The sequence below is a fragment of the Bdellovibrio sp. HCB288 genome, from assembly GCF_047305935.1.
Classification (GTDB): Bacteria; Bdellovibrionota; Bdellovibrionia; order Bdellovibrionales; family Bdellovibrionaceae; genus Bdellovibrio.
The window spans coordinates 602574-618381 of sequence record NZ_CP178619.1 but is presented as its reverse complement, the minus strand read 5'-3'; the positions used below and the strand labels follow the sequence as shown (position 1 = coordinate 618381).

The following is a 15808-nucleotide window of genomic DNA, read 5'->3' as shown; positions in this document are numbered from 1 at the left end:
GGCTGAAAGATGTTGAATAAAAAGCTAATCACTATTTTGCTTTTCTCAGCGATGCTGATTCCGGGTTTGGCAACAGCCCAGGATCTGGGTGGCGGTGAGGATGTTGACAGCTTTGAATCCGAAGTTGGCAAATCCGCGCCTAGAATTGATAATTCTGCGGCAGCAAAAAACTATGATGACAGTCCTGATAAAAATACGACAGATTTCAAAGGTCTTGCGAATCTGGCGCCATTTCAGGAAATTTCGATTATCCAAAAAAGATTCATGCCTAAAACCGGTCGTTTCGAGTTATTTGGTGGCGCTACTGTCGTAACCAATGACCCATTCTTCAATACGATGGGTGGTGTGTTTAAGGCTGGATACTTCCTGACTGAAACCTGGGGTGTCGAGCTGAATTACTTTGCTTTGACCACGTCAGAGCGTGAATCGACTCGTGAACTTGAAGAGAATAATAAAGTTTCCACCGAAAGTTTGGCCTTTCCAAAATCGTACATGGGTGCCGACCTGATGTGGGTTCCGATCTACGGGAAAATGACATGGTTTAACAACCGTATTGTTCCTTTCGATCTTTATTTTTCCGGTGGTTATGGAATGACTGAGGTTTCCACTGGGGAAAGCGCAGGAACTATTCACGTGGCAGCAGGTCAGATCTTCTCTTTGACCAAATCTGTGGCGTTCCGTTGGGACTTCAGCTGGAACTTCTTCAATGCGACGGTCACCAATAAAGATACTGATGGCAACGTATTGGGCAAATCCACGAACAGCTTCAATAACTTGTTCTTAACTGTCGGCGTAAGCTGGTTCTTTCCGGAGGCAACATACCGATGAGAAAACTACTACTACTCTTGATTGCAACAAGTATGGTTATGCCCGTTATGGGTGATGCGCAGACATCTCGCAAAGCACCTGCAAAACGTCCCACGACTGCACGTCCAGCGGCTCCTCGCAAAGCGCAGCCGCCGAATGCAAAGGCTCAGCTTGCCCGCGCATTGCAAATGGCCCAAAACGGTCAGTATGCAGCAGCAGCAAACAACCTTTTCACATTGGCTCGTAAACCTGAGTTGGCAGCAGAGCGTCCGCAAATTAAGTACATTCTGGGCACAATGTTGATGCAGTTGAAGCTGTATCAAACAGCAGCTTTCCAATTCGTTGATGTGATCCGCTCCGGCAGCCCACGCTATTCAAAACCAGCGATCGAAAAACTTTCGATTGTTGCCGACGGCCTGGGTGACGATACCATTCTGAATTACGCGATCTCTCGTGTGGATTTGAATGCAATCCCAGCAAGTCAAAAAGACATGGTTTATTTCCGTCTTGGGGAAATCCAACGTCGTAATAAAGACTATGCCAAAGCGATTGATATGTTCAGCCGCGTTGGTGCAAACAGCTCTTACTTCTATCAGGCCACGTACAACCGCGGACTTTGTGAGCTAGAGGCGAATGAAGTTCCACAGGCAATCACAGTCTTCCAAAACATGATTGATGGCCGTGCGTCCGCGCCGGTGACTGATACCAATAAGGTTCAGGCTCAGTTGGCTTTGGCACGTGCTTACTATCAGAAGAAAGACTGGGATGCGGCGATCGAGGCATACTCTGCAGTACCTCGTGATACGCTGGCTTGGCATGATGCGATTTTTGAACAATCCTGGGCAATGTTGCGTTCAGCGCGCTTCCGTTCAGCGATGAGTAATTTCCAAACTCTCCACTCGGCATATTACGAAGACTTTTATATGCCGGAGAGTTTACTTTTGCGCGCCATCGTTTACCTCTACATCTGTAAATACGACGAGATGGAGAAGGTTTTGAATCTGTTTGAGTCCACTTATGGACCAATCCGTTCCAAAATCGGTAACTTCATCAAGAGCACAAACGACAATATGTACTACTATCAGGAGCTTGAAAAAGCGAAAGTCATCAAGACGACTGATAAATCCGCGAATCTTCATCTTCCATACATTGTTCTTAGAAACATCATGGATCAGGGTGACGTGAAGCGTGCGATGAACTACCTGGCTCGATTGAACCAGGAAAAAACGCGCGTGGAAGGCAGCCCGACATTCCGTGCATCAGCTTTGGGTCAGTATTCTTTGAAAATCCTGGCAAATCGCTCCAAGAACACGAAGCTGGCAATCGGCGACATGATGAAAGTGCACTTGTTGAACATGCGCACAGAGCTTCATGACCTGTATGAGCAATCTGGCTTCATCCGTTACGAAATGATCAACGGAAGAAAAGAAAGCGTTAAAAAGAAAATTGCTGGTAAAGACCTTGGTGAACAAATTGACGACAACGTGAACCGTAAGTTCTACATCGAAAATGGGTTCCAATACTATCCGTTCCAAGGCGAGTTCTGGTTGGATGAAATCGGTAACTACCACTATCTGGGCAAACAAAGTTGCGAGTAGGAATTATGAAATTTAACAGGCATAAACTTCTGGTCACAAGTTTAATTACTGCATTGGTTGCGGGCTCTGTAGCCCCAGTCCATGCGGCTCCTCCGAAAAAAGGGAAGAAGGCGGCTCCTGCCAAACCTACGGCAGCTCCGTCTTCGGCTCAATCCCGTGCAAGAACGGTCGGGGAGTTGTTGGCACAAGCTGATCGCGAGAATGCCAAGGCCAAGAAGGATTCCACGGCGCTTCCAACTGCAAATCTGGGATTTGCGGCTCAAGCGAACCAAGTGAACCTGAGTGCGGTAAAACCGCCTCGCTCTTCTGAGATCATGCAGACTCGCAGCAAGGGCGACCAAAAAGCTCAGTATGAAAAGATCCTGGATCAGCAGATTCAAGAGCTTTATAAGCTGACTCAAAGATTCAAAACAAGTCCGAACCGTGGTGAGCTGTGGCTGCGCCTGGCGGAACTCTATGTTGAAAAAGCCAGTATCGTGGATTCCCGCAAGCAGGATGAGTACGATGCAAAACTACGTGCTTTCCAGGAAAAGAAAACCAACCGCAAGCCGGTTCTGGAGCTTGCTGAGGCACGTGACTACAATCGTAAAGCCGTTCAATTGTACGAATGGTTCCAGCGTGACTTTCCAAAAGATTCCAAAATGCCTCAGGCGTTATTCTTCCTTGGATACAACTACTTTGAATTGGGCGACGTAAAAAAAGGTGCTCAGTACTACGAGGATTTGACCAAGAAGTATCCAAAATCCGCGTTCGTGGGGGAAGCTCACTTCGCCCTGGGTGAATACTATTTTGAGAATGAGAAATGGTCGGATGCTTATCGTGAATATACTTTCCTGATTAAGCAAAAAAGACACCGTTTGCACACTTTCGCGATGTATAAAGGCGGCTGGTGTTTGTTCCGTCTTGGAAAAGTACAGCAAGGTTTGGCGTATCTTGAATACATCATTAAAAGCAGCCGTCAGGAAGAAGCTGAACAGGTGGCGGGTAAAGCCGTCAATCGCACTCGCCTTGAAGGTGAGGCAATGCGTGACCTGGTCGTGTTCTATGCTGAAGGTGGTGATCCTGCCAATGCCGCGAACTATTTCGATGGTTTGATCGGTCAGGGTAGTGATCAGTATCTGGAAAGACTGGCATATCAGTATCAAGCTCGCGGAAACAAAGAAGCGTCCCGCGAAATCTTTAAGCTGTTGATTGCTCGTAATCCGACTTCGCCAAAATCTTTCGAGTTCCAGTACCAAATCGTACAGAACTTCTTCTATGCCAAGAACACAACTCGTTTCAAAGACGAATTGTATGGCTGGGTGAAAGACTACGGCAAAGGCAGCGACTGGTTTACGGCTAATAACAAGAACAAAGAGTTGATGGACAGCTCATATAAATTACGTGAAACAACATTGCGTAACTATATTTTGCAACAACATCAAACAGCGCAAAACTCCCGTGCTCAGTTCTCGCAAACTCAGGCTAACGAGGGTTATAAGCTTTATCTATCTGAGTTTACTGATTCTCCGTCTATTGGTGATATGCACTTCTACTACGGGGAGTTGCTATACGATATGCAACGTTACGACGAAGCTTACGCGCAATACCAATGGGTTGCTGAAAAAGCTCCGACAAGCAAATTCTATGCAAAAGCCGCTCAGAACTTGATTTTGTCAGTGGAAAAAACAATTCCAACTGACGCCGAAATGCAGAAGCGTGTTGGGAACTCCCTGGATCCGGTTCCATTGGATCCAAAAGTGGAGCGCTTTATCAAAGCTGGCAGCTGGTATGCAGCGAAGTTCCCGCAGTCTGAAAAGACTCCGGAGATCAAATTCCGTATTGGTCGTCTTTACTATCAATCGAATCACTTCGACGAAGCAGTTAAAGTATTCCGCGACATCGTTAAGAACAATCCTAAATCCAAGTACGCGGAATACTCTGCGAACTTGATCCTGGATGTGTACAACCTGAAAAAGGACTATGCGGGTCTGGAGAAAGTCGGAGCAGAAATGCTTGCGGTTCCATCCATTGCAGCATCGCCAGTGGGTAAAGACATCAAAGGCGTCATGGAGAAGGCCTCATTTAAAAAAGGTCAGGATCTTGAGGGCCAAAAGAAGTTTGCTGAGTCCGCTCAGGCTTACGAAGCATTCTCTAAGTCCAATCCGGGATCCAGTCTTGCGACGACCGCACTCTACAATGCGGGTATCAACTACGAGCGCGCAGGTCAAAATGGTATGGCAATCGCCGCCTACAGAGGCATTTTGTCATCCAAGGATCCAGAAGCTGAAAAGCTAAAACCTAAAGTTCGCAGATTCCTGGCAAAACAGTATCAGGATTCAGCGCAGTTTGAAGAAGCAGCCAAGCTTTACAAACAACTTGCTTTGGAAGCACCGAAAGATCCGTTGTCTCCGAACATGATGTTTAATGCTGCAGTATTGTACGATGCTTTGGGTCGCAGTGATGAGGCTATCCGCGCATACACTGAGTTCACGAAAATGAACAAGAAACGCAGTGAAAACGTGGAAGTCCTTTACAGCATCGCGACGATCCATCGTAAGGCGGATCAAAAAGGTGCGGCAATTCGCAACTATATGGAATATGTCGAAACCGGTGGTCGTGATCAGGAAAAAGTGGTCGAGAGTGCTTATTGGGTTTACGAGCTTTCCAAAGAAGTGGGTGCGATCACTCGCTCCAAAGAATGGGCTGGTAAAGTTGTATCGATCCAAAGACGTTTTGCTCCTAACAAAAAAGGCCCGGGCGCTTCTTACGCTGCCAAGCTGAAGTTTGCGGATGCAATGACGACGTTTAAGGAAATGCGCTCAATCAACTTCCCGGCGAACCCTGCCAAGCAAAAAGCTGCGGCTGACAGAAAGATTGGTTTGTTGACCAAGCTTTCCGGTGAGCTGGTGGATGTGATCAAGTACGACAGTGCCGAGGAGATTATCAGTTCACTGGCGCTATTGGGTGATGCCAATACAAACATGGCTCAGGCGATCACAAACGCACCATTGCCTGGTGGTTTGAATCCGGAAGAAACGAAGCAGTACAAGGCTGGCGTCGAAAAATTCGCGGAACCTTTTGTGGGTAAAGCGAAGGACTCTTACAAGGCCTGCGTGGATCGTGCATGGGAACTTGAAGCATATAATGATGCTTACCGTGCCGCCCTGGACTACATGAGCAAAGTGGACCCGGTTAACTACTATAACGGTGGTGAAGTCGGCTCTGAACTTCGTCTGGTGAATTGGATGGGTCAATAATGAAAAAGTATCTATTGTTAACAGTTCTATTTATTGCCGCATGTTCTTCCACTCCGAAATCCAACGAGAGCTCAGAAGACATGATGGGTATGGACAGCGTGGCAGATGCTCCAATGCCGGAAGCTCCGGCTGCGGAAAAAGCACCAGAGCCAGAGCCGGAAGCGCCGAAAGCGGCTCCTGTCGCATCTTCACAATACTCGAGTTTGAATTCTGCGATTAAATCCCAGAATGACGAGGGGATATATCGTGCGGCGACGGATATTCTGGCACAAAATGGCAACGATGCCCGTGCTCTGAATGCCCTGGCGATGTACCACTTTAAAAAGAGTCGTTTTGATCTGTCCCGCTATCTGTTGAGCAAAGCCATCGGTGCAAATCCAAATATGGCCGAGCTTTACTCGAATTTGGGTGTGGTCCAGTTGGCGCAGAATGAAAGACGTGAGGCGATCAAATCCTTCAAGAAAGCTCTTTCAATCAATTCGATGGAGCCTGTTGCTTCTGCAAACGTAGGTTCCATTTACGTCCAGGAGAAAGACTATAGAAAGGCTCTTTTGACTCTGGAAGTTGCATACAGTCGTGGTGTGAAAGATCCACGAGTGATGAACAATTATGCAGTGGCATTAACTGCTACAGGCAGTTACGACAAAGCCGCCGACCTATACAAGAAAGTCGTTAAAGAGGACAGCAACAACCGTGAGGCGATGCTGAACTACGCTATTCTTCTTGTCGATAAAATGGAAAAATATAAGGACGGTCTGGACGTTATCAGCAGACTAAAGTTCGTGGGTGGACCGGCAGGGTCGAGTAATAAAATAAATGCTTTGGAGAACAAGGCCAAAGCAGGTTTAAAATAAGTTAATCCTCGAGGGAGTGAACCATGTTGCGAGTAATAAAATACATATCTTTGCTTGGAATCATATCCATGGCTTGCAATTTTGCTTACGCACAAGATGCTAAGAAAGAGCGTAAAGCAACACTGAACTTCGAAGATGAATTGGTTGAAGGGGGCACTCAAAAACCAGAGTTGTCCTATCTCTTCCAAAAGAAAAATTTCAATTATAAAAGATTGATCAAGTTAAGGGAAAACTTCATTCCTGAGATGAGAAAATCAGCAGAAGACATTCAGCGAGTTCGAGGTAGTAATTGAGATCGCCGTTAATATTCAGAATCTTTAAAGATAACCAACTCGTTGGAGTGAAGCAGTTCGATCAGGATCAGATCGTTATTGGTCACTCTGAGGAAGTTCATGTCGACCTGGATGGTGACGGAGTTTCTCCGATTCACTGTTTGTTGGAGAGACGTGATGCCGGATACTATATCTGTGACTTGGGATCTCAAACCGGAACTTTCAAAAATGGCCAGGCCATTCTTGATGAGAGCATTTCTTCAGGCGATGAAGTGAATGTGGGTCCGTTTAAAATTGTATTCTTTCTTGGAGTGCCGAAGCCAAAAGGTCCGCCTCCGGGTGAAGCGAAAATGGATGATGCTGTGGCAGTTCCGGTTCCACCGGTTGAACCGCCAGTTGCGCCACCTGCGACGACTGCTCCTCCACCAGCTCCAGTAGCAACTGAGACGATGACTGTGGCTCCTGTCGCTCCTCCTCCAGTGGAACCACCGGCAGCTCAAAAAGCTGAACCTGTTGCACCTCCACCACCAGCGGCTGAGAAAAAAGAAGAAGTTAAAGTTGCGATTCCGACTGTAATGCCGGTGATTGATGAAAAAGCACCAGCAGCTCCGGTTGTGACTGCGGCAGCTCCAGCGCCGACGCCATCTCGTCCGGAGATCCGTCCCGGCAAAGTTTCTTTCAAGAAAGACAAGAAGAAAAAAACCTTTGCTCCTCCAAGTGAGGTAAAGGATTTGAAATCTTATTTGAAGCCGGGCAAAGGCCCAACGGTTCAGGTTATCGTTGCTTGGAAAGAGCGCGTACTGAATACGTACAACTTCAAAGGCAATCAGCCGGTCAGAGTGAACCTGGGTGAGGATAAACCTGACAGCATTGCGCTGCCAGAAGGTATTCTGCCAAAGGGCTTCCAAATTCTGGACATGGCCGGTGGTCTGAAAGTTAATACCACTGCCGAAACTAAAATCGAACTCATCGGTGCGACAGGTTCTGTCAGTGTCGAGGAATTGGAAAAATCAGGGCGCGCGCAAAAAGCCGGTGCTGGTTATTCTGTTCGCGTTGATCAAAACGAAATGCTTTGCCTGGCATTGCCAGGTGGAATGATTGAACTTTACGTTCGTTTCGTTCCTCAGGCACCAATTGTTCCTATCACAAACGTGATGCTATCCGGTTCAGAATTGACTGGATTGGTGATGTCGATGGTTATCGTCGGATTGCTTGCGCTGTATATCTCCGCAACAACACCGGATGACTGGGAAGAGAACAAGCAAGAGGACGTGCAGCGTATTGCTCAGGTTATTTTTGACAAGACGCCAACACCTCCGCCGAAGCCGACTCCTGAGCCGAAACCACCAGAGCCGTCTCCGACTCCGGTGCAACAGCCAACTCCGACACCAACTCCAAGAAAAGTTGTCGTGTCTGACAAGGACAAAACGGCTCAACAGAAAAAGCCCGAGAACAAACCTCAGTTGGCGCAAAAAGCCCAGACTGCGGCTCGCGCAAGCGAAGTGGCGCCTAAAGAAACCAAAGATCGTACTAAGAAGTTCACTTCCACTCGCCAGGGTGGCGCAGTGAAAATGGGTGAAACTGCCAGTGCGAATGCTCAGTCCAAGAACAAGGATCTGTCCAAAGTGGGTCTGTTCAGCGCCTTCGGTGGCGGTGGAAACCGTGGTTCCATCGACAAAGCTTACTCTGGTCAGGGCGAAGTTTTGGGTATGGCCGATCGTGCAACCGGTACTTCCGGTATGAACGAAAACAGAGCGGGTGATGATCTTGGTTCTAAATTCAAAGACTCGGGTGCCGGTGGTAAAGGTACTGCGACTCAAGGTATCGCAGGTATCGGAACCAAAGGTCGTGGGTCAGGCCAATCAGCTTACGGTGCTTCGGAAGGTTTCGGTTCGAAATCCCAAGTGGCAATCGAAGGTGGCGGTATGGAAGAGTCGTTTGACGGTACTATCGACAAAGAGGCGATCCGTCGTGTGATTCGTGCCAAGCTTCACGAAGTTAAGAGCTGCTACGAAAGAGCGCTTAACACTGTTGCGAAAGGCACTCGTTTAGAGGGTAAAGTGATCCTGGGCTGGGAAATCGTGGCACAAGGTCAGGCTCGTAACGTGGTGGTGAAGAGTTCTTCTCTTGGTAACAAACAAGTGGAGAATTGCATCAGAGATCGTTTGGCAAGTTGGACATTCCCGGAACCTCCAGCAGGTCTCGTGGCGGTGATCGAAGCTTATCCATTCGTTCTGAACCAACAGTAGATTTTAAAGTAAAAGAATTAAATAAGTTACTCTAATAGGAGGAGTTTCCGTGAACCCAACAGACGCAGCAGCAGCAGCAACAAACGCAGCAACTAACGTAGCAGTGCAAGTTGCAACCGGTGATAATATGAATTTCATTCAACGTGCCTTCCATGAGGGTGGATTCGTGATGTACATCATCGCGGCAATCTTCATCATGTCGATCATGGTAATCGTTGACCGTATTATGAAGTTGAAAAACTTGAACGTGGATAAAAAAGAATTCACGGATCAGATTTTCCGCATGGTGGTGGCAGGCGATCTTCGCCAGGCTATTTCGTATTGCGACGCTCGCCCAGCAGCTTTGACGAACACAGTTAAAGCCGGTCTTGTGCAAGCAATGAACAAGCGCCCGGATGAAGAAATCCAAGTGGCGATGGATGCAGCAGTTATGAGAGAGATGCCAAAAGTTGAGGGTTGGGTATCCTTCCTTGCAGTTTTCGGTAATATCGCCGTTCTTGCGGGTCTATTGGGTACGATCGTAGGTATGATCGGGTCATTTAAGGCGGTTGCGGTTGCGGATCCTGCTACTAAATCCATCGAACTTTCAAAAGGTATCTCGCATGCCCTGAACTGTACGGCATTCGGTCTTTTGGTTTCGATCCTTTGTATCGTTGCTTACGGTTTGTTCCAGCATCGTATTCAAAAAACTGAGAACGAAGTTGTTGAAACCAGCATGAGTCTTTTGAATCTGGTTGTAGCAAACAGAGAAAAAATCAGAGATTAATTTTTTTGAGAGTTTAGAGGTTTAGCATGGCTCACATAGAAGAGGGTGGCAAAGGCGGCAGGGCGAAGAATATCGAGTTGAATCTCGTGCCTGTCATTGACTTGATGAGCGTACTTATTACGTTCCTCTTGATCTCCGCCGTTTGGACTCAAATCTCTATGATTCAAATTGGTAGTTCCTTGTACGGTAAGAAATCCGACACTCAGCCAAATCCGACTCCTCCGCCAAATGCGGATGTGGTGTTGAAGGTGGACGTGAAGCCTGTTGGTTATGTTTTAACTGTTGGGAAACAAGTCATCAGTCTTCCGATGCAAGCGGGACAATTTGACGATGCGGGCCTCATTGCGCAACTTCAAAGAGTTAAACAAATCTATCCAGAAAAAGTGGATGCAATCCTGACGATGGCAGATGATCTGCCATACGAGCAATTGATCAAGGCAATGGATAATTGCCTGATCTCAGGATTTAGTGCGATTTCAGTCGCAACAGGAGCGCCTCAATAATGGCAATCTTTAAACCGGGCGAGAGACATCGCTATCATAATATTTTGAGTAAGCGTAAAGGGAAGCGTGGCGTGACGGCAGTTCTGTCTTTGACAGCGATGGTCGACATGTTTACGGTTCTCGTGATCTTCCTTCTTCAAAACTACAATACAACGGGAGACATTCTTTACATGCCAAAGGAAGTAACTCTTCCGAAGGCAGCCAGTGTAAAAGAATTGAAACCGGCTCACGTAGTGACGATCTCCAATAAGGAAATCGTTTTGGACAGGGATGTGGTTGCCACTTTTGACGAAGTTCAGGCAACAGGTGCAGATGACTGGAATATTCCTAAGTTGAAGGAACAGTTGACTGCGGCTTTGGCAAAAAGCAAAGCAGAGCATGAAGCAAAACTGCAAAACAAAATCAGAAATGCTGTTGATCAAACAAAAGGTCAAAGCAACAATCCTGAGGATGATAATGCATGGAGCAAAGTGACCATCCAGGCCGATAAGGGTATGGATTTCCTGACTGTGAAAAAGGTAATGTTCACAGTGACGGAAGCTGGTGCCGGCGAAATCAATTTCGCGGTGATCAAAAACTCTAACCAGTCGACTTCTACCCAATAGTTTGGGTAGAATCGCTACATGGCCAAGTTCAAGAACCTCATTTTTACAGCACTTTTAGTTTTGTTATTCGTTGAGGTTCTTATTGTCTTTCCTCAAAAGCTTGAACACGAAGACGATGCTCAGGTTCAAGCACGCGTAGAACTCCAGGAAAAAAGAAAAAAAGAGCTCGAAGAACTGGGTAAAGATGCCCAGCAAAAGCCAGCAGGTGGCACCATGGCGGATCAGCGCATGGGTGGTGTGCATTTGGTGGAAAGCCAAAAAGGTCAAAGAGACTGGGAGCTGTTTTCTGAATCAGCCGAAGGCAGTCAGGGCAGCGGCAACTGGAAGCTTAAAAAAGTCCGCGTCTTTTTTTATAATCAGGAAAAAGTTGAATTCACCGCAACTGGTGATGAGGGCACGATTGATGCGGCCTCAAAAGATCTGAAGATCGAGGGCAATGTTATCACCCGGTCAGAGAATGGCTATGTTTTCAAAACTCCCGGGATCTCGTACTCTTCAGTTAAAAGACTCATCGAGAGCCCCGAGACAGTTTATATGGAAGGACCTGCGGACAGTACCGGCGGCGGCATGATCGTTCGTGGTCGCAGCATGCAGGTTTTCGTGGATCAGTCCAAGATGGTCATTCGGGAAAAGGTCACGGCCACAAAATCCATGAGTCAGGGCAAGCGCTTTGAGATTGATGCCGATGGCGCAGAGTTTAGTGGGAAAAACAATACGGCGCGGTTTTTAGGCGCGGTTCGAATGAACTACGATGGAATGAGATTGGAAGGCCCTGAGGCCAGCTTCCTGTATGATCGCGGCGCAAATATTTTGAGTACCATCAGCATCATGGGTGGCGTGAAAGTCAGTGATGCGGATAAGTTTGCGACAGCAGATGTCGTAAACCTGGACCTTTTGGCAAATAAATATGTCTTCAAGGGGAAACCCAAGGTCATTCAGAACAACGATGAGCTGAGTGGCGAGGAAATCATCTTTCTCGATGGCGGGAAAAAGGTTAAAGTTGAAAGAGTACGCGCCAAGATGGAGAGCATGGACAAATGAGTATTCTGACCATCAAAGAAATTTCAAAGAGCTTTAAAAAACGCAAAGTCGTTAACGGAGCCTCGTTTTCCGTTGAATCCGGGCAGGTCGTTGGACTTTTGGGTCCCAATGGAGCCGGTAAGACGACATCGTTTTACATGGTCGTGGGGATCATTCAGCCCGATAACGGTGTGATTCATCTGGATGACGAAGATATCACCAAAGAGCCCATGTATAAACGGGCTCGGGTGGGACTTAGCTACCTGGCGCAAGAACCCAGTATTTTTCGTAAACTGACTGTGGCCGAGAACATCACTGTGGCTCTTGAAGCGCACGGTTTTAGCGGTGCCCAGCGTGCGGAACGCTTGGAACTGTTGATCTCTGAGCTGCGCATTGGACATATCCGTGACAGCTATGGTTATGCTTTGTCAGGTGGTGAGCGTCGCCGTGTGGAGATTGCTCGCGCTTTGGCTGGGGAGCCCAAGTTCCTTCTGCTGGATGAGCCCTTTGCGGGTATCGATCCAATTGCGGTCGGTGACATCCAGAATATCATCCGCGAACTTAAGGCCAAAGGTATAGGAGTTCTCATAACGGATCATAACGTTCGTGAGACTTTAGGTATTTGCGACTATGCTTATATACTAAAGGACGGAGCAATTCAGGTCAGCGGAAGTGCTGACGAAATCACTCAATCTGAATTGGCCCGCAAATTCTATCTTGGTGAGAATTTTAGACTGTAACGCTTTGGCGCGTTTTTCAGAAAGGTAAACAATGGCTCTTCGACAGACCATGAACCTGAGTCAATCTCTGGTCATTACACCGCAGCTTCAACAGGCCATCAAACTGTTGCAGATGTCGCGTATGGAACTGGAGTCAGCGGTACGTTCTGAACTAGAGGAAAATCCGATTCTTGAAGAGGCGGAGCAACTGAAAGAGGAAGATCTCCAGCGTACAAAGGAAGCCGCTGACGAAGTCGGCGACGGTGCTGGAGAGACGGCAAACGAACAGATTTCCCAGGATCCACAAAAACAAGATGAGTTTGAGTGGGAATCCTATATTGAGCAAAATCAAAAACCTCCTCAGTCCGGCATGGCTGGCTCTGAAGAGATCATGAACTATGAAAACGTCATCACTGCTTCTCAAACCTTGCACGATCACCTTTACTGGCAAGTGAAAATGAATGGCTTCTCTGAGGAAGAGGAGCGCGCAGCTGACGCGATTATCGGTGCGATTGATGATGACGGTTACTTCAAAGTTTCTATCGACCAACTTGCCGAAGAAGAGAAGTTGGACAAGGGATTGTTGGAAGACACCCTGACCCTGATACATGAGTTTGATCCTCCTGGTGTTGGTGCTCGTGATCTTAAGGAATGTCTTTTGATCCAGGCCAAGCATCTTGAAGAAGACACTCACGATCTGGTGAATTTGATCACGAATCATCTAAAAGATCTGGAAAAGAAGAATTACGAAGCCATTGCGAAAGCATTGGGGCGTGATATCGAAGACGTGGTTGATATGTGTAAGATCATCTACGCCATGGATCCAAAACCGGGTCGTGCCTTTGTTTCCAGCGACACTCACTATGTGACACCGGATGTTTACGTTTACAAAGTGGGTGACGACTACGTGGTGTCTTTGAATGAAGACGGTTTGCCGCGTTTAAAAATTTCGAACTTTTATAAAAACATGCTGAAAAGTGGCAAAACCACGGGCGACAAAACTCAGGATTATATCCAGGAGAAATTGCGTTCAGCTGTTTGGTTGATTAAATCCATTCATCAAAGACAAAGAACGATTTATAAAGTTGCCGAGTCGATCGTAAAACATCAGCGCGACTTCTTTGAAAAAGGTTCTGAGCATTTGAAACCGATGGTTTTGCGCGATATCGCGAATGACATTGGAATGCATGAATCCACGGTCAGCCGTGTGACAACAGCGAAGTATGTGCATACTCCACAAGGTATCTATGAATTGAAATACTTCTTCAATTCAGGGATTTCATCTGGTGACGGTAGCGATTCGTTGGCTAGTGAATCAGTAAAGGTGAAAATCAAGGACTTGGTTGCCAAGGAAGATCCGAAGAATCCACTGTCTGACCAAAAAATCGTGGATTTGTTGAAAGTCGACGGCATTCAAATCGCCCGTCGTACTGTTGCCAAGTACCGTGATGTTTTGAAAATCCTTCCGTCTTCGCAAAGAAAGAAGTATTTCTAATACTGCACGCATAATTCAGATTTCTGAAATCCCCGCGCGGCTCGTGCGGGGATTTTTATTTGAGGAGTTGTCATGGACCTGAAGAAGCTTATTACGGATGTCCCGAACTTTCCGCAAGAGGGGATTCTATTCCGGGACATGTCGCCGCTGTTGAGAAACCCCGAGGCTATGCACTACGTTTCACACAACCTCGTAAACGGAGTTGATTTATCGCAAGTGCAATATTTTGCGGGAATTGAATCCAGAGGGTTCATTTTGGCCGCCCATCTGGCGGCAACTCATGGGAAGGGTTTCATGCCCATTCGTAAAGCGGGCAAATTACCCCCGCCCACGCGCCGACTTTCCTATGCTTTGGAGTACGGAACGGCCGAGATCGAGCTTCCAGTAGGGGGCGGAAAGATCATGATCGTGGATGATGTTTTGGCGACGGGCGGAACTTTGCAGGCAGCCATTGATTTAAGCACGATGGCTGGGTATACAGTGCAGGCAGTGGCGGTTCTGGTGAATCTGACATTCCTGAACCAAATGAAGTTTAACGGCAAAGAGGTTTTTTCCCTTGTACAATATTAATGACGTCGCACTTTTGATGGCACTTCCTCATGAATCCCAGAATGTTTTCGAAAATGAGAATATTCAGGTTCACTATACGGGTATCGGCAAAGTAAATGCCGCTTTGACCGCGATGGATGTCATTCATAAAACAAAATGCAAAGTCATTATTAACCTGGGCACTGCTGGCAGTGCTAAATTCAAAACTCACGAGCTGATTGAGGTTTCCTCTTTTGTTCAAAGAGACATGGATATCACTCCGTTGGGTTTCAAAGTCGGCGAAACTCCCTTCGATCCCATTCCGGGGCAAATTGATCTGATCCCGTATTTTGCGGAACTACCCCATGGAATCTGCAGTACCGGGGACAATTTCGAAACGGGCACGCCTAAGATTCCTTGTGACCTTGTTGATATGGAAGGCTATGCAATTGCCAAGGTCTGCCGCAAGATGGGCGTGCAGCTGATTTCGTTAAAATACATTACCGATGGGGCAGACCATAACGCCCATAATGACTGGGCCGCGAACCTTTTGCCGGGCGCTAAGAAATTGCTCTATTTTTATCAGCGTATGGTCTCAGTTCCACCCAAATAACCCGACAAAATTTATTTTCTCAAAGTGAGATTTTAAATTAACCGCAAATTTATTCCTCCGGTTCTCATTATAGAGCTCATCTTTGGTCCAGCAGGGCCGATAAGAAGTTCAGGAACACACTAGAAGGCCTTGAAAGGGGCTGGAGGAGATAAAATGAAATTGAACACAACCTTTAAGCATCTTGATCACTCCGATTCACTTGTAACTTATACGGAACAGCGTATGGAGGAGATTGGTCAGTTTCTGCTTAGGGAGGGTTACGGGTCCGTTTACTTCAGCAAAACCAAGAATGAATTTTGTGTGGAGATTTCCGTAAACACCCGTGAGAAGTATTTTAAGGCCTCTTCGTTTGGTGTGGATGCCTATGCTGCTGTAGATGCCTGTGTGGACAAGCTTGAAAAGCAATTTTTGAAGACAGCCAAAATGTACAAGGATCACAAGAAGCCAGAGCTTTCCAAAGAAGGTCGTCTGAATCAGATGCTTCGCGTCCGCAAAGCAGCTTAATGCAAAGTTGAAAAACAAATTCAATTAACAAAAGGT

General features: G+C 46.9%; 15 protein-coding genes. All 15 read left to right on the top strand.

Annotated features, from left to right (window positions below; all coding sequences use genetic code 11):
• Window positions 1-9 precede the first annotated feature (9 nt).
• The 15 genes from ACLVWR_RS02990 (at window position 10) to hpf (ending at window position 15772) form a co-directional block, all read left to right on the top strand.
• A complete protein-coding gene (locus ACLVWR_RS02990; RefSeq protein ID WP_340596214.1) occupies window positions 10-828 on the top strand; it encodes an outer membrane beta-barrel domain-containing protein in 819 nt (272 codons plus the stop codon).
• Window positions 825-2405 (top strand): tetratricopeptide repeat protein, encoded by a 1581-nt coding sequence (locus tag ACLVWR_RS02985; protein ID WP_413582451.1) that lies wholly within the window; start codon window positions 825-827, stop codon window positions 2403-2405. The genes ACLVWR_RS02990 and ACLVWR_RS02985 overlap by 4 nt, the downstream gene beginning before the upstream one ends.
• A gap of 5 nt (window positions 2406-2410) precedes the next feature.
• Window positions 2411-5644, top strand: coding sequence for a tetratricopeptide repeat protein (locus ACLVWR_RS02980; RefSeq protein ID WP_413582450.1), 3234 nt, complete (start codon window positions 2411-2413; stop codon window positions 5642-5644).
• Complete coding sequence (locus ACLVWR_RS02975) at window positions 5644-6498, top strand: tetratricopeptide repeat protein (RefSeq protein ID WP_413582449.1); 855 nt, start codon at window positions 5644-5646, stop codon at window positions 6496-6498. Before ACLVWR_RS02980 ends, ACLVWR_RS02975 begins: the two co-directional genes overlap by 1 nt.
• A 23-nt stretch (window positions 6499-6521) precedes the next feature.
• Complete coding sequence (locus tag ACLVWR_RS02970; protein ID WP_340596218.1) at window positions 6522-6791, top strand: hypothetical protein; 270 nt, start codon at window positions 6522-6524, stop codon at window positions 6789-6791.
• A 47-nt stretch (window positions 6792-6838) separates the two neighbouring features.
• On the top strand, window positions 6839-9019 hold the full coding sequence (locus ACLVWR_RS02965; RefSeq protein ID WP_413582448.1) for an AgmX/PglI C-terminal domain-containing protein: 2181 nt from the start codon (window positions 6839-6841) through the stop codon (window positions 9017-9019).
• A 49-nt stretch (window positions 9020-9068) separates the two neighbouring features.
• On the top strand, window positions 9069-9785 hold the full coding sequence (locus ACLVWR_RS02960) for a MotA/TolQ/ExbB proton channel family protein (protein WP_340596220.1): 717 nt from the start codon (window positions 9069-9071) through the stop codon (window positions 9783-9785).
• A 26-nt stretch (window positions 9786-9811) separates the two neighbouring features.
• On the top strand, window positions 9812-10288 hold the full coding sequence (locus ACLVWR_RS02955) for a biopolymer transporter ExbD (protein WP_340596221.1): 477 nt from the start codon (window positions 9812-9814) through the stop codon (window positions 10286-10288).
• Window positions 10288-10893 (top strand): ExbD/TolR family protein, encoded by a 606-nt coding sequence (locus tag ACLVWR_RS02950; RefSeq protein WP_340596222.1) that lies wholly within the window; start codon window positions 10288-10290, stop codon window positions 10891-10893. The genes ACLVWR_RS02955 and ACLVWR_RS02950 overlap by 1 nt, the downstream gene beginning before the upstream one ends.
• Before the next feature lie 18 nt (window positions 10894-10911).
• Window positions 10912-11934, top strand: coding sequence for an LPS export ABC transporter periplasmic protein LptC (gene lptC / locus ACLVWR_RS02945; RefSeq protein ID WP_340596223.1), 1023 nt, complete (start codon window positions 10912-10914; stop codon window positions 11932-11934).
• Window positions 11931-12653, top strand: coding sequence for an LPS export ABC transporter ATP-binding protein (gene lptB / locus ACLVWR_RS02940; RefSeq protein ID WP_340596224.1), 723 nt, complete (start codon window positions 11931-11933; stop codon window positions 12651-12653). The genes lptC and lptB overlap by 4 nt, the downstream gene beginning before the upstream one ends.
• Before the next feature lie 31 nt (window positions 12654-12684).
• On the top strand, window positions 12685-14127 hold the full coding sequence (gene rpoN, locus ACLVWR_RS02935; RefSeq protein ID WP_413582447.1) for an RNA polymerase factor sigma-54: 1443 nt from the start codon (window positions 12685-12687) through the stop codon (window positions 14125-14127).
• A gap of 72 nt (window positions 14128-14199) precedes the next feature.
• Window positions 14200-14697 carry an adenine phosphoribosyltransferase gene (locus ACLVWR_RS02930; protein WP_413582446.1) on the top strand — a complete coding sequence of 166 codons (498 nt, stop codon included), beginning with the start codon at window positions 14200-14202 and terminating at the stop codon, window positions 14695-14697.
• Window positions 14698-14713: 16 nt separating this feature from the next.
• Complete coding sequence (locus tag ACLVWR_RS02925) at window positions 14714-15268, top strand: 5'-nucleosidase (protein ID WP_413583471.1); 555 nt, start codon at window positions 14714-14716, stop codon at window positions 15266-15268.
• Window positions 15269-15421: 153 nt separating this feature from the next.
• Window positions 15422-15772, top strand: a complete 351-nt coding sequence (gene hpf / locus ACLVWR_RS02920) for a ribosome hibernation-promoting factor, HPF/YfiA family (RefSeq protein WP_340596228.1) — start codon at window positions 15422-15424, stop codon at window positions 15770-15772.
• Window positions 15773-15808: the final 36 nt, after the last annotated feature.

Bases quoted from the DNA above. Each gene is read 5' to 3' on its own strand.
- ACLVWR_RS02990 (WP_340596214.1), top strand. From the start codon at position 10: ATGTTGAATAAAAAGCTAATCACTATTTTGCTTTTCTCAGCGATGCTG.
- ACLVWR_RS02985 (WP_413582451.1), top strand. From the start codon at position 825: ATGAGAAAACTACTACTACTCTTGATTGCAACAAGTATGGTTATGCCC.
- ACLVWR_RS02980 (WP_413582450.1), top strand. From the start codon at position 2,411: ATGAAATTTAACAGGCATAAACTTCTGGTCACAAGTTTAATTACTGCA.
- ACLVWR_RS02975 (WP_413582449.1), top strand. From the start codon at position 5,644: ATGAAAAAGTATCTATTGTTAACAGTTCTATTTATTGCCGCATGTTCT.
- ACLVWR_RS02970 (WP_340596218.1), top strand. From the start codon at position 6,522: ATGTTGCGAGTAATAAAATACATATCTTTGCTTGGAATCATATCCATG.
- ACLVWR_RS02955 (WP_340596221.1), top strand. From the start codon at position 9,812: ATGGCTCACATAGAAGAGGGTGGCAAAGGCGGCAGGGCGAAGAATATC.
- ACLVWR_RS02950 (WP_340596222.1), top strand. From the start codon at position 10,288: ATGGCAATCTTTAAACCGGGCGAGAGACATCGCTATCATAATATTTTG.
- lptC (WP_340596223.1), top strand. From the start codon at position 10,912: ATGGCCAAGTTCAAGAACCTCATTTTTACAGCACTTTTAGTTTTGTTA.
- lptB (WP_340596224.1), top strand. From the start codon at position 11,931: ATGAGTATTCTGACCATCAAAGAAATTTCAAAGAGCTTTAAAAAACGC.
- rpoN (WP_413582447.1), top strand. From the start codon at position 12,685: ATGGCTCTTCGACAGACCATGAACCTGAGTCAATCTCTGGTCATTACA.
- ACLVWR_RS02930 (WP_413582446.1), top strand. From the start codon at position 14,200: ATGGACCTGAAGAAGCTTATTACGGATGTCCCGAACTTTCCGCAAGAG.
- ACLVWR_RS02925 (WP_413583471.1), top strand. From the start codon at position 14,714: ATGGCACTTCCTCATGAATCCCAGAATGTTTTCGAAAATGAGAATATT.
- hpf (WP_340596228.1), top strand. From the start codon at position 15,422: ATGAAATTGAACACAACCTTTAAGCATCTTGATCACTCCGATTCACTT.